Raw genomic sequence first — 14,029 nt, 5'->3', positions numbered from 1 at the left:
TATAAATTCTCCCCTCTAAAATCTCAAATCTAAAATCACTTAAAAATTGCTACATTTATTAATCCATCCCAGAACGCGGACGGAGGCGGTTCAACTGATTGATTGCCCAGCGAGCAACTTCCTGAACTTCTGGATCTGGATCGTCCGTCGCACGGTGCAATAAGTAACTAATTTGATTCACCAATTCGTATATTCGCGTCAAGTCGCGAATTGCATTTTTACGCACTTCGGGATTTTCATTTTGCAGCGAAATTGACCACGCATTATTCATGGGTTTGAGCGTGCGAATGCCAATTTCTGAGAGACTTGCCAAAATTAAACTGTACTGCTTGGAGTCGGAATTTGCTAGCAAATCGAGCAACGGCTCAACTGCTCTGGAATCTCCCCGCTGGCCTAGTTCCCAAATTGCTTTGCCCCTCTTTGCCGGATTTAGCTGCTGCAAATCTTCAATCAGTGCTTCAGTAATATCAATTTTAGGTCTACCATCCGTTTCGGGAAGGGCAATACCTTTCTTCTTCGCTAGGGCATCGGCTTGATTAGTTGTTTCGGGAATGTTGAAACCTGTGTTGCTGTACCCGTTGCTGTGAGTTTCCAAAGGCGAGGTGTCGGAATTAATTCGATCGCCCTCAACTGCTGCATCCTGGGATTCTGATTCCCCGGATTCCAGGGTAAAAGGTTGATCGCTGTTCTGAATACTGTAGTCTTTTGGCAAATCCAAAGGGTAGGGCAAGGCTGACAGCGGTTTTGATAGCCCAAAAGAAGCCTCTTGCTGTGTAATTGCGTGCGAATTTGTAGGAGAATCGGGATTAGTGAATTGAGAGTTTTTTGGGTTCTGGCGATCAAATCTTCCCCGTCTTCGCTTAGAATAATTTGACTCGTCACTGCTAACTAATTTGAGCATGATAAATACTGCCGCTGCCGTGACGACAACTGCTGCCAAACCCAACATTAAGAACCCCCGCTGACGAGACAAAATGACGATCAAATTGGATACCGATTTCGGGATCTTAGAATTAGATTTGGACGTTTTGGACGGCTGAGATTTGTTTTTATCGGGCGCTGGAGACGGTTTTGGAGGCTTGGAATCCTGGCGGTCCGGGGGAGAGTTCGCCTGAGCAATTTCTTGGGAAACAGCACGCGCAGAGGCATTGAGTACCTGTTGCCCTCCGTCGGCACTTAGACTGAACGCAGCGCCCAGACAGGCAATGCAGGTGAACAAACATACAGAGGAGCGGTAATGCGCCATAAGACTCAATCCGGGTTTTGAGAGGCAACGCCGCATGACGAGCTTTAGTTTAACCTTGAGTTAGCTAGATCCTAGCTGCTATGGGCTTAACTAACTCACAAATACCACCAGACTAGCGAAAAACCCTGGTTTGAGAGGGCACTGAGCCAGATATTATAAGCACAATTGTGTCATTGACGTGCAACTCCTTTAAATAATTAGTTTAAAACGAACAACTACATCGGCGGCCGCGACTTTAGCAGCGGCATCCAGAAAGTTGATTGCAGCTAATCTCACCTACGTGCAGTGTGCAGTGCAGGCCCCGCAGCGCAGCACTGCGGGGGCGCTAGCAGACGATTGTGGCTCGCCGTCGATTTCTCACTAATAGCGTGGCATGACCAAAAGTTTAACAAGCTTCCGAGCCGACAGGTCGATCGTTTTTGTGTGAATTTGGGCGGAAGTGGGACAGGAGGATTGGCACTGATAACGATAAACCGGGTTTTTTCGTTAATTCTTCGCTGCTAAACCGCATATTTTCCGTACATTCCAGGACGCACTCTCGATCGAAGAAACCGGGTTTTTTTACCAAAAATGCTGTAAGAAAGAGAGCGCTGATTTGACCAATGTTAATTTCAAGGGGGGGAATTATGGCGGATAGAAGTGTTTGGGCGATCGACTAAGATAACCGTTAGGAAATATTGTATTCAGCAAGCAAACGCCAAAAATCCTACTTTTTTGTAAAAGTAGGGTCGGATTTAGTTAGGAGCTATAGTGAGAGCGAGTATACCCTTTCACGCACGCGCCCTCTGCCCACGTTCTGTTTATTTGTACCCACTTACTTAAGTTAAATCAATCGGTATTTCATCCTGTGCCGCCAAATTTGATATAAGATCGAGCTAAATTTCTAGTGTGAGAGTAGAGGCGTTTGTGAGCCAACAAGATATTTTAAATTTAGCAAAAGAAGGCGATGCCAGGGCGATCGCATTTCTGATCGGCCAAGCACTCCAAAGCTTCGGCGTCACGGCTAAAGCCAGCCGGGAAAATGACACCCTGCACCTGCTGCTGGAAGCAGAACATTTACCCGCAGAAGAAGCCTGTCTCCGAGTCGCAGTCAAAGGGTTGCAGCGGCTGCAACCAAATAACCTTTACTCAGTGACAGTTTACGGGCGGCGCGGCGGCGAGCAACTGCCCGCTTGGACTCAGACAGTAGAATTAAAAAAACGCTTGACTTCCGCACCCGTGAGTCCGTTAGTTGCCGTGAATGCAGCAGTAGCTGCGAGTGCAGCAGTAGCAGCTAGTGTAGCCGCTTCTCCCATTCCTGTGACTTTGCCCAAGCTAGAAACAACTCCAAATGTCACAACGGCGCCCCCTCAAACACCAGAAAAATCTCCGCCCCAACCCCCTAAAATCCCAACTCCAAAACCCCCAAACCCAAGGCAGCAAAAGCCATCGCCGCAGCCAGAATTAGCCGGCACTAAAACTAAAAAATCAGGGCTGTCAGTCGGTGCTCTGAGTCTAATTCTCGTACCGATATCCGGCTTTGTGCTGGCTTCTCAACTTTACAAATCCTCACCCACCGCTACTAATAACCCTCCAACGTCAAAGCCTGCGGTACAAGAAGTGAGATCAACACCCGCAGCCAAACCCCTTCCCGATCCAAAACCGCCCTCCCCTGCTGCCACAAAACCTGCCATTGTGCCCGCCACTGTCAGCATCAAAGCAGTTGGTGACATGATCCCCGGCACAAATTATCCCTACAACAAACTGCCGGCAAAAAAAGAGCTGTTATTAGAGTCGGTAAAACCGTACCTCAAAGGAGCTGATATTCTGTTTGGCAATTTTGAAAGCACGATGACCGATTATCCTTACAGTTCCAAAGCAGGCGGCGGACGAATGCTGTTTGCCTTTCGGACGCCTCCGAGTTATGCCAAAATTTTCAAAGATGTTGGTTTTGATATTTTGAGTGTTGCCAACAATCACTCTTACGATTTTAACGAGCAAGGATTTAAGGACACGATTAAAAACATCGACAGCAATGGCATGAAGGCTGTTGGTAAAAGAAATCAAATTGTTTATCAAAATGTCAAGGGCGTGAATTTTGCCTTTATCGGTTTCAGCAACTACGGCGACGTTCACAATTCCTTGCTGGAACTGAAAGCGGGAGCCGAAGTTGTCAAAAAAGCCAAGCAAAACGCTGATATTGTAGTGATATCAGTTCATGCTGGATCTGAAGGAACGGGAGCTATCAATGTGAGAAATAAAACTGAGTTCTTTTACGGAGAAAACCGGGGAAATATGGTTTTGTTTTCGCGGACGATGATTGATGCGGGAGCGGATTTGATTTTGGGACATGGCCCGCACGTTCCCAGAGCGATGGAACTTTATAAAGGGAAATTGATTGCTTATTCCCTGGGCAATTTTTTGGGTTATCGCACTTTGTCCACAGCCGGAGCACTCGGTAAATCTCTAATTTTGGATGTGAAAATGACTCCGAAAGGGGATTTTGTTTCTGGTAAGATTATCCCCATTCAACTTGACGGGCGAGGTGTGCCGGCTGTTGATAACAATTTTAGGACTGTGGGGTTGATTGACCGTTTGACAAAGAGCGATTTTCCCAATAGCGGTTTGACAATTGATGACAAGGGACAAATTTTGAAAAAGAGTAAGTAGTTATTGGGAATTGGGAATTTTAACTGGTTCCCAGGCAGAGCCTGGTAACCGATATCCAGAGGCTCTGCCTCGAAAAGCGATGGGAAAATTGCAGGCTGAGCCTCCGGATCTGCGTTACCAGGCTCTGCCTGGGAACAAGTAACCAGTAATTAAACTATTGTGGCCAGTTGCTCAGAGCAACGCCCGAAATCTGCAATTTAAATGCAGTACAGCTTACCCGCCCCTATACTGCAATCATCGTTTTCAAAGCTTCTTTCATTTCGTCTGCAGTCGTCGTTGCCGTACCGAATTGACGCACGACAATACTAGCCGCCAAATTGCCCAAAACTGCCGCTTCCCAACCGGATGCACCGACGCACAAAGCTAAAGTCATTGCTGCTACAACTGTATCTCCAGCACCGGTTACGTCGAATACATCAGTCTTGTTAAAAGGAGGAATGTCCCAACTTTGAATGGCAAATTCCCCCTTTTCACAAATGGATGTTGGAGGGGGTGAATTTTTGATTTCTTCGCCGTTCGCCCTTTCAAACAAAGTCATCCCTTCTTCGCCGCGAGTAATCAGGATTTTTTGAGCTTGAGTTAAGTTCAATAAATCGCGTCCTGCTTGCATTAAAGTTTGAGGGTTTTTGATAGCATATCCGACGGCTTGCTCGGCTTCTGGCAAGTTCGGAGTAAACAGCATTGCTCCAGAATATCGCTGCAAATTTATTTGAGCGTCTACAATTGTTTTGCCGGGAACCACTGCCGATTCGATCGCCAAATTTGTCAATACTCCGTCGCCGTAGTCGGAACAAACCACGGCATCTACTGTCGGTATTTGCTGCCGGATGTAGTCTGACAATTGCAATTGCAAATCTAAATCCGGCAACTCGTCCGATTTGCGATCGACTCGGACAATTTGCTGAGTCACCGACTGCCGCGCGTGCCCGGAAATTCGAGTTTTGGTGACTGTTGGACGCTGCGAATCGATTAAAATCCCACCCGTATCAATTCCCGCCGCCTCAAAAATACCGCACAAAGCCTTTCCCTGGTCGTCTTTTCCCACCAAACCAGCAACTTTTACTTTGCCTCCCAGTTTGGCTAAATTATAGACAGCATTTGCGCCACCTCCGGGTACTTGCTGAGTATTTTCGTAGCGCAAAATCAACACAGGTGCTTCGCGGGAAATTCGCTCTACTTGTCCGGTAAGAAACTCGTCCAAGGTCAAATCTCCGATCGCTAATACCTGCGCTCGATCGAAGCAGTCTAATCTTTTCAATAATTGCTCTGTTGAGGCACGCAGTTGAGGCAAAAAATCGGAATAGTCGTTAGTCATTAACCAAAAAAATGAGACTGAGGAGTTAATAATTGAGTGTGGAACGAGCGGGAATTAAAAATCCTAATATTAATTAATAATTAATTTCCTCCATTGTTTTATTTTTAACTTTTAATTGATTTTCTCACTGGGATTTTGATAAACCAGTTGCAGGCTATTGGCGATCGCACTCGCTCAAACAATTTGGCAAAAAAATGCAGATAAAATCGCAGCCTTTGAGACTCAACTGAAAGTTTCACGGTGTGGAAGTTTCCTTCTACATAAGTGCCTTCAAAAAACCGCAGAATTATTTCAATTTCTGCTTGATGATCGTAATCACCTGAGTCATTTGTTTTTTGAGTGCATCAATTTCCGCTTGCATTTTCGCCATTTTCACAGTCATCGCCTGAATTTCGGCGGCGCCCGCTCCCGAAGTGGGTGCAGCAGCGGCGGCTGGGGCTTCCGGCACTGGTTTCTTTTTGGCCAGTACCATCGCCGATTTGATTGCCTCGGTTAGCTGCTTCTTCTCAAACGGTTTGGCGATGAATGCAAAAAAATGCTTCTCAAAGGGTTTCGGAATTTTTTCCATCACCTCTTCTTCGCGGCCCGACATGATCACCAAAGGTATCTTAGAAAGCTCAGGATGGGCTTGCACTTTTTGATACACTTCCCAACCGCTGACTTTGGGCAGTAGGAAATCTAACATAATTAGATTTGGTCGGGCTTGACGGATCAGTTTGAGTCCCTCTTCGCCGTCTTTTGCTTCTAGAACTTCAAAGTTACCCTGCGGCAACATCTCTCGGACTCGGACGCGGATGACTTTACTGTCATCGATTACCAAGATTTTTTGACCAGCCACGACTGACTCCTTCAGTAATGAATGAGTGATGATTTGCAACCTTCAGTATATCCCTAACAGAATTCTACCCATAATTCTGGGCGAGTTTAGTTTTGTTGCACCTGGGCGCGATTCTGATTTCGGGTGGTACTCCTACAAGTTCAGGGGCTTTGATTTCGGATACGATCGAAGGAATTAACTCAATCGCCACTTAATTTTATGTCGCCCCAAACTCCTAAAACTCCTACTGTCAAAGCAGTTGCCGCCCAAATGCGGGGTGAAATCGAGGCGATGCCGGAGTGGTTGCGTAGGCCCGTTGGCAAAGCTAGCGAACTTTCCCAAGTGCAAAAAATTATCAAACAGCGGCAAATTCACACGATTTGTGAGGAGGGGAGATGTCCCAACCGGGGCGAGTGCTACGCGCAAAAAACGGCGACTTTTTTGTTGATGGGGCCGACTTGCACCCGCGCTTGTGCTTTTTGTCAAGTAGATAAAGGTCATTCTCCGATGCCGCTAGACCCGGAGGAACCGGAAAAGGTGGCCGAGGCTGTGCAGTTGTTGGGTTTGCGCTATGCGGTGCTGACTTCGGTGGCGAGGGATGATTTGCCGGATGGGGGTGCGGGTTGGTTTGCCAGGACGATCGCCCAAATCCGCCTTCTTAACCCGGATACTGAAGTTGAGGTACTGACGCCGGATTTTTGGGGGGGAACAGGTAGGGGCGGTGCCCCCGTGCCCGCCCCAGACGGGGAGAATTCCGGACTCGATGAGTTGCAGCGAGATCGGATTCGCACGGTGGTGGAGGCTAAACCGGCTTGTTACAACCACAATATTGAGACGGTGCGGCGGTTGCAAGGGCCGGTGCGGAGGGGGGCGAAGTACGATCGCTCGATCGACGTTCTGCGTATTGTGAAGCAATATGACCCAACTATTCCCACCAAATCCGGTTTGATGTTGGGGCACGGGGAAACAGAAGCCGAGATAGTCGAAGCGATGACAGATTTGCGGGATGCCAAGTGCGATCGGCTCACCCTCGGTCAATACATGAGACCATCTCTAGATCACCTCCCAGTGCGTAAATACTGGACGCCGGCCGAATTTGACCGTTTCGGGTCGATAGCCCGGGAGATGGGGTTTGAGCGCGTGCGATCGGGGCCTCTCGTCCGCAGTTCCTACCACGCCGGAGAGAGCGATTGAAATTAAGCTGAATTCAACTCGCTATAAACTCCTTGTTACAAAAAATAACTCTAGAGGATTGTGCATAAGTGCGACGCTCTCTGCTATTTGTGAATAGAGTGACATTATGAATTAGGAGCTTTACCTATGCCAGAGATAGCGAAGAACCAATTAAAATCCGACTCCGTGATGAAAACGGGCAAATTCCCTTACACATTTCGCGCAGGCTGGTTTCTCTTGCTGCTAGCAATCAATTTTGTGGTTGCAGGCTTTTATTTCCATATCATTGAATAGTTCTGCAAGTTAACTTTTAGCAGACCCTGCTGTTCTCGACCTCAACGTTGGAGAATGGGAGAGGGGGAGAGGGGGAGAGTTTGGAGTTCTGAGTTGGGGAGAATATGACTTTATTCTTCTAACTAATTACTACTGACTTCTTCCCTCTTCCCTCTGACTCCTGACTCCTGACTCCCGACTTTTGCTCAATAATTAATCCCTGTATCCGTGTCAAAATCCGTGTCCTGCCTTCCTTCTTCCTTCTTCCTTCTTCCTTCTTCCTTCTCTAGCGATTTCTCGACGCTTCTAGCTTTGACAACCGCTCTTGAATTTTAATAACATCTTGCTTAGTTTCAATTGCCAAAGTGGCTAAATTATCAAACATCGGGTCGCCCGACAGCGTTCCAGGATTTGTGCGACCCGAACCGGAAGGAGAAGGAGACTGAGGCCGGTTAACTCTAGAACCTTGGTTCTGCAAACTGTAGATTTGTCCCCTGAGTTCAGAAATTTGCCTTTCTAATTGAGTAATACGAAATTCTAATTGGCTTGTGGATTGAGCGGGCGTGACAATTGGCACAACAGCAATTGCTAAGGCGCAACCCAGACACAAAAAACAGATTTTTAGGGCGCGATGGCGATTTTTTTTCGGCATAGTTTTAATAATTTAAATTATACCTGTTCTACGATAACAAATCGCCGATATTTTTGGTCTCTATCAGAAGTATGTCTTATCAGGAAATTGGGTTGAAAACCCCGTCCTTCGCTTGACGGCTTTAATTGTAAAGTTTTAATAACTCACCGAACATCCTATGCTGAACCGGGTAGTATAAGGTGGGAGGTAAAACCATGCTAGTTTTCGAGTTTAAAGCATACGGAAAATCGAATCAGTTTACTGCCGTAGACGAAGCAATTCGTACCGCAAAATTCGTCCGCAATAGCTGTATAAGGTATTGGATGGACAACAAAAAGGTGGATAAATATGATTTGAATAAATACTGCGCTGTACTGGCGCGTGATTTTTCCTTTGCTGACGAACTCAACTCAATGGCTAGACAAGCTAGTGCAGAACGAGCATGGTCTTCTATCTCCCGATTCTACGATAACTGCAAGAAGGGTGTGGCTGGCAAAAAAGGCTATCCACAGTTCCAGAAAGATTGTCGCTCTGTTGAGTATAAATCAACTGGATGGAAACTTGCCGACGACCGAAAATCCATCAATTTTACCGACAAGAAAGGGATTGGGCGGTTAAAACTCAAGGGGACACGCGATTTGCATTTCTACCCAATTAGCCAAATAAAACGGGTGAGATTGGTAAAACGTGCGGATGGCGTATACGTTCAGTTTTGTATTGATATTGATCGAAAGGAAAACATAGCCCCCTCTGGGAACACCATAGGCTTAGACGTAGGATTGAAGGAATATTACACCGACTCACAAGGAATGACGGTTGAGAACCCTAGATTTTTGCGAAAAGGTGAAAAAGTCCTTAAACGTTGTCAACGTCGGGTGTCCAGGAAAGTAAAAGGTTCAAATAATAGGGACAAAGCTAGGCGGATTCTAGGCAAACGCCATCTCAAAATAAGTAGGCAGCGTAAAGACCATGCAATGAAGCTTGCACGGTGCGTAATCTCATCAAACGATGTAGTCGCTTACGAAGATTTGAGAATAAAAAATCTGGTGAAGAATCATTGCTTGGCTAAGTCTATTAACGACGCATCTTGGTATCAGTTCCGTGTCTGGCTTGAATACTTTGGAAAAGTATTTGAAAAGATTACGGTGGCGGTGAATCCGCAATATACCAGCCAAGAATGCTCTAGCTGCGGTGTAATTGTCAAGAAAACGCTATCTACTAGAACGCACGTCTGTAAATGTGGATGTAGCTTAGGGAGAGACGAAAACGCGGCTAGAAATATCCTTAGTCGAGGATTGGGTACGGTAGGGCATACCGGAACTTTTGCGCTTGACGCAAGCAACGCTTTAGGAGAATCAATCTCTACTTTGGCTGGAAAAATCCTGCCTCAGCAAATTGGCTCGTAGATTAAAGAATCCCCGTGCGTTTACGCCGGGGAGTGTCAAGGCAACTAGGAAGGTAGCTATTTTAATGTTCGATTGTTGAGAAAATTCTTAAAGAATTTGGAAATAATTATGTAATTAATTTTGCTTAACTACTGACCCGATGTGATATCAAGCATCTTCGCCCCAAACTTTTAGTTGTAAATAGACTAATATCAAAGCTACAGCCATCAGGAAAGTTGCAGCAGCGGCTGCATAGCCAAAATCAAATTGCGAAAAAGCTTGCTCGTAAATATAATAAACTAGCAAATTAGTAGAGTTCAAAGGACCGCCGCCGGTGATGACGTAAACTTGCTCGAAACTCCGCAGAGTAAAAATAGCAGTAGTCACGGTAGCAAATACTAAAGTCGGCCGCAAACCGGGTAAAGTGATGTACAAAAATTGCTGCCAAGCATTAGCTCCATCCAATTCTGCGGCTTCGTAACGATTTACCGGAATTGCTTGCAATCCTGCTAAAAATACTACCATATTAAAGCCTAATTGTTTCCAAACACTGAGCAGAATTATCACAGGCATTGCCCAAACTGTGCTGCTAAGCCAAGGAATTGGATTTAAGCCGATCGCACTTAGGGCATTATTCACCGGGCCTTCGGTTTGAAACAACCACCGCCAACCCAAGCCAACTGCAACTAAAGAGGTAATCGAAGGAATAAAATAAGCGGTGCGGAGAGCTCCTCGCCAAGCAAACGAGCGATTTAGCAAAACTGCTAAGCCCAATGGAATCACTAAACTGGGAATGACTGTTGCAGTAGTAAAATAGAGCGTATTTTGGAGAATTTGCCAGAAATCCGGGTTTGTGACTAGACGCCAGTAGTTGTTGAAGCCAATCCAACGCACTCCCGACTGGGTAAAGCTGCCGCTGGTAAAGCTGAGGTAAAATAAATAGGCGATCGGCCAAATCAAAAAAGTACCCAGAAACAGCAAAGCTGGGCCCAGGAAAGTCCAAGCTGCGATCGTATCATTATCCAACCAGTTAAAACGCCCAAATTTAATCCGAACCATTGGCTTGTAAATTTTAGCTTTTAGTTTTAAATGGTATCACAATATAGGTCAATGTCAAAATGAACCTTCTCGATATATTAGCTCATTTACCCACTATAGAAACTGAAAGGCTCCTGCTCAGAAAAATTACTTTAAACGATGCTAGCGATATGTTTGAATATGCTTGCAACCCCGAAGTATCAGAATACACCATGTGGTCAACTCACACCTCACTAGAAGACACTAAATACTTTCTCAAGTCACTTACAAAAATGTACAAACGACGAGAGCTGGTAGATTGGGGAATTGTCCACAAAGCCGAGAAAAAGTTTATCGGTACTTGCGGATTTGTGGAATGGAGCATGACGCACAGCCGCGCGGAAATTGGCTACGCACTTTCTAGGAGGTATTGGGGCGAAGGATACATGAGCGAGGCTGTTAATGCAGTGATTGAATTCGGCTTTCGGGAGATGTTGCTGAATCGAATTATGGCTCGATGTGAAGTTAACAATATTGCTTCAGCTCGCGTGATGGAAAAAGTGGGTATGCAATTGGAAGGGATATTGCGACAGCAGCTATTTGTGAAAGGCAGATATTGGGATCTCAAAATTTATTCGCTTCTCAGAGATGATTTTTTTGCGGTTCGACCAGATTAGCGCTGCCAGCAAGCGGTACAATGATTGTGCACGTCAGGGTTGACATTTATGCAAAAAACATACTTAAATATTTCCAGATTGCTGATTGCTGGCTGTTGCCTGTTCTCTATGAGCAGGTTTGCTATAAGTGCGATCGCCCAACCGCTCACACCGAGAGCCCCAGTCCCCGCCCAAACAACTCCCACCGCCAAAACTGTTACCGAACAATTAGTAGGACATTGGCATTTGCAATACGTATTCCAGAGTCCGGTAACACTAATTTTTACACAAGAAGGCAAGTTATTTGTACTCCCTTTATCAGTTCCTTTTGTATCTCTAACTGAACGGATAACAGTCTATGAATTTACATACAAAATCAACCAGACTTCGCAGCCGATGGAAATGGATATAACTGATAGTGAAGGCCAAACTTTGCAGACAATTTTTGAATTTACTCCCAACGGTCAAATGCGTGTAGAGTCAAGGGGTATAGAGTCAGGAGAAGCCAGACCAACTACTTTTACCAAAAGTGCATTTCTTCTCGAAAAAGTTTCCACAGCTACAACTTTGCCTCAAGACACAAGAATAGAAACATTAGAAACATTTAATCCGTTTGAACCAGATACTCCGCCACAAGTACAAGTATATGAAAGCGGGCAATATATTCGCCAAGCGAGTAAGGCTCAACAAGCTTTCTATGCCGAATATAACAAGTTTTCTTCAACATTTGAGGAACTCGGTATCGGAATGAATTTAGACGAAGAAAATTACCGCTATCAATTTGTATCTCAAAGTAATTTTACGGCAGATGTAATTATGACGATAAAAGCTAAAAAACCTGAATTAAAAAGTTACACAGGTGCCGTTTTTTTAGAGAAGTGGTATAACCAAGACCAGGAGATCATCGAATCTACCTTTGCAATTAGTTGCGCCACAAATGAACCCTCTACTGTACCTCCCATACCAATTCCTAAAAATAACGCTCCAGACAATTTTGAATGCCCAACAGGTTCCTCTTTGATAGCACGGTGAAACTTTGATGATTGCAGCACATACTACTTCTACAGACTATTTAATTTCTCCCGCGATTCCTCCCGCACTCATAGAGGGAAAGGCTAATATGGCCACTCCATTAAAACTAGGAGTTTTAGCATCAGGAAGCGGCAGCAACTTCGAGGTAATTGCCCAAGCCATCCAAAATCAACAACTCAACGCTCAAATCCCAGTATTAATTTACAACAATCCCGAAGCCAAAGCCGCAGCCAGAGCCGAAAAATACGGCATTCCCTCGATTCTGCTCAATCACCGCGACTGCAAAAGCCGCGAAGAATTAGATACAAAAATTGTCAAAACTTTTCAAGAATATGATGTAGAATGGGTAGTGATGGCGGGTTGGATGCGAATTGTTACCAAAGTTTTGCTTGATGCTTTTGCCGATCGCGTTATTAACATTCATCCCAGCTTACTGCCGAGTTTCCCAGGAATTCGCGCCGTCGAGCAAGCACTAGCTGCCAAGGTTAAAATCACCGGCTGTACCGTGCATATCGCCCGTTTAGAAGTAGACAGCGGGCCGATTTTAATGCAGGCTGCTGTGCCAGTATTGCCTGATGATACCGCAGAAACACTGCACGCGAGAATTCAGGTGCAAGAGCACAAGATTATGCTCGGTGCGATCGCACTTATTGCCGAATCTAATCAAAAATACTGTGACTAAAAACCTCGCGAGTGCCGCATCTCTCCCCGAATTGCCAGTCAGTCAATCACCCGAAACAGGCCCGCCGTTGACAGACTCGAATCGCCTGAAATTAATTCTCAAAGAAAGGCTCAAAAAGAGCATCGGCATCAAGGGAGAATTATATCTGCCTTGCTTGCCATCGATGCTAGACGACTATCTTAAATTACTCTCAGACTTTTTAAACATCCTCGGACAAAACATCGACGCTGCCCAAACCGAAAACTTGCGAACATTAATCGCCAACGCCTTAGCAGAAGGATTCAAAAATTCACCCCACGCTAATCTCATAGTCTCATACTTTCCCGCCAATTCCCAAAGCGGTTTAGCCGGTGGCATTACTCTGAATACCAAGATTCAAGTCGAATCAATGGCCCAGAAATATCATAGCTGGCCGGATATTCGCCCCGAACCTTTATTCGGTAGCCATCCCGATACCAAAGTCATTGCCATTGCCGCCGAATTAGGCGAACCGGGAAAAGCACCTATTTTAGATGTTGGTGCGGGTCCAGGGCGCAATAGTCTGCCTTTAGCAAGGTTAGGCCATTCCGTGGATGCGATCGAACTAACACCGATATTTGCCGAGAAGCTATCAGCAGCAGCAACCGCCGAAAACTTGCCGATAAATGTCACCCAAGGCGACGTTTTAGACCCATTATTGAGGATGAAAACTTATCGGTACAAATTAGCCATTGCTACCGAAGTTCTCTCCCACTTCCGCTACCCCGAACAAATTCGTCTTTTCCTCGGCAAAATGTCAGATGCTGTTTTAAGCGGCGGGTTTATCTTATTCAGTGCTTTCTTAGCTGTAGATGGGTACGAACCCGATGAGATGGCAAAACAAATGTCTGAATTGTGTTGGTCTTATCTGATTACCAGAGAAGAATTGCAAGCAGCAATCGAGGGTTTGCCGTTAGAAATTATTTCTGATGAATCGGTGATTGAATACGAACAAAAACATTTGCCTGACTGTGCGTGGCCGCCGACACCTTGGTTTGTCAGTTGGGCTAGCGGGCGCGATTTATTTTCTGTGCAAGAAACGCCACCGTTGGAGTTGCGGTGGATACTTGTTAAACGCTTGTAAAGAGCTGTTTCTTTTATGTGGGCTTATATCATCTCCGGTAGCATCGGAATT

Annotated in this window: 13 protein-coding genes; 8 read left to right on the top strand and 5 right to left on the bottom strand. The window is 45.6% G+C overall.

Translation table 11 applies throughout. From position 1 onward, the window contains the following. Positions 1–58 precede the first annotated feature (58 nt). Complete coding sequence (locus QUB08_RS12600; protein ID WP_333225022.1) at positions 59–949, bottom strand: HEAT repeat domain-containing protein; 891 nt, start codon at positions 947–949, stop codon at positions 59–61. A gap of 1,203 nt (positions 950–2,152) precedes the next feature. On the opposite strand from QUB08_RS12600, the gene QUB08_RS12595 reads away from it, so the two are divergent. Next, entirely contained in the window at positions 2,153–3,895 is a 1,743-nt protein-coding gene (locus QUB08_RS12595; protein WP_333225021.1) for a CapA family protein, read from the top strand. Between the two features lie 223 nt (positions 3,896–4,118). Here the strand turns inward: QUB08_RS12595 and QUB08_RS12590 are convergent, their stop codons facing one another. Beyond that, complete coding sequence (locus QUB08_RS12590; RefSeq protein WP_333225020.1) at positions 4,119–5,210, bottom strand: PfkB family carbohydrate kinase; 1,092 nt, start codon at positions 5,208–5,210, stop codon at positions 4,119–4,121. Positions 5,211–5,496: 286 nt separating this feature from the next. Further along, positions 5,497–6,048, bottom strand: a complete 552-nt coding sequence (locus QUB08_RS12585; RefSeq protein ID WP_333225019.1) for a response regulator — start codon at positions 6,046–6,048, stop codon at positions 5,497–5,499. Positions 6,049–6,246: 198 nt separating this feature from the next. Here QUB08_RS12585 and QUB08_RS12580 point away from each other — a divergent pair, with 198 nt between their 5' ends. Beyond that, entirely contained in the window at positions 6,247–7,221 is a 975-nt protein-coding gene (locus QUB08_RS12580) for a lipoyl synthase (RefSeq protein ID WP_333225018.1), read from the top strand. A 126-nt stretch (positions 7,222–7,347) separates the two neighbouring features. Then, positions 7,348–7,494 carry a photosystem I protein PsaX gene (locus QUB08_RS12575; protein ID WP_333062195.1) on the top strand — a complete coding sequence of 49 codons (147 nt, stop codon included), beginning with the start codon at positions 7,348–7,350 and terminating at the stop codon, positions 7,492–7,494. 265 nt (positions 7,495–7,759) lie between these two features. On the opposite strand, the gene QUB08_RS12570 is transcribed toward QUB08_RS12575, so the two are convergent. Next, the gene (locus tag QUB08_RS12570) at positions 7,760–8,125 is read right to left on the bottom strand and encodes a hypothetical protein (RefSeq protein ID WP_333225017.1); all 366 of its coding nucleotides are present in this window, start codon (positions 8,123–8,125) and stop codon (positions 7,760–7,762) included. A gap of 194 nt (positions 8,126–8,319) precedes the next feature. On the opposite strand from QUB08_RS12570, the gene QUB08_RS12565 reads away from it, so the two are divergent. Continuing rightward, positions 8,320–9,510 carry a transposase gene (locus QUB08_RS12565; protein WP_333225016.1) on the top strand — a complete coding sequence of 397 codons (1,191 nt, stop codon included), beginning with the start codon at positions 8,320–8,322 and terminating at the stop codon, positions 9,508–9,510. A gap of 147 nt (positions 9,511–9,657) precedes the next feature. On the opposite strand, the gene QUB08_RS12560 is transcribed toward QUB08_RS12565, so the two are convergent. Beyond that, positions 9,658–10,548, bottom strand: a complete 891-nt coding sequence (locus QUB08_RS12560; protein ID WP_333225015.1) for a sugar ABC transporter permease — start codon at positions 10,546–10,548, stop codon at positions 9,658–9,660. Positions 10,549–10,607: 59 nt separating this feature from the next. On the opposite strand from QUB08_RS12560, the gene QUB08_RS12555 reads away from it, so the two are divergent. The 4 genes from QUB08_RS12555 to QUB08_RS12540 are packed head-to-tail and all read left to right on the top strand — an operon-like array spanning position 10,608 to position 13,978. Beyond that, positions 10,608–11,183, top strand: coding sequence for a GNAT family protein (locus tag QUB08_RS12555; protein WP_333225014.1), 576 nt, complete (start codon positions 10,608–10,610; stop codon positions 11,181–11,183). Between the two features lie 48 nt (positions 11,184–11,231). Then, positions 11,232–12,194, top strand: a complete 963-nt coding sequence (locus tag QUB08_RS12550) for a type IV pilin-like G/H family protein (RefSeq protein ID WP_333225013.1) — start codon at positions 11,232–11,234, stop codon at positions 12,192–12,194. 7 nt (positions 12,195–12,201) lie between these two features. After that, positions 12,202–12,876: a phosphoribosylglycinamide formyltransferase gene (gene purN, locus QUB08_RS12545; RefSeq protein ID WP_445300913.1), complete on the top strand. Its 675-nt coding sequence runs from the start codon at positions 12,202–12,204 to the stop codon at positions 12,874–12,876. Then, positions 12,869–13,978: a methyltransferase domain-containing protein gene (locus QUB08_RS12540; RefSeq protein ID WP_333225012.1), complete on the top strand. Its 1,110-nt coding sequence runs from the start codon at positions 12,869–12,871 to the stop codon at positions 13,976–13,978. Before purN ends, QUB08_RS12540 begins: the two co-directional genes overlap by 8 nt. The last annotated feature ends 51 nt before the right edge of the window (positions 13,979–14,029 follow it).

This window comes from Microcoleus sp. BR0-C5 (assembly GCF_036705045.1).
Taxonomy (GTDB): domain Bacteria; phylum Cyanobacteriota; class Cyanobacteriia; order Cyanobacteriales; family Microcoleaceae; genus Microcoleus.
The sequence above is the reverse complement of the archived record's forward strand: the minus strand, read 5'-3'. Positions and strand labels throughout refer to the sequence as shown.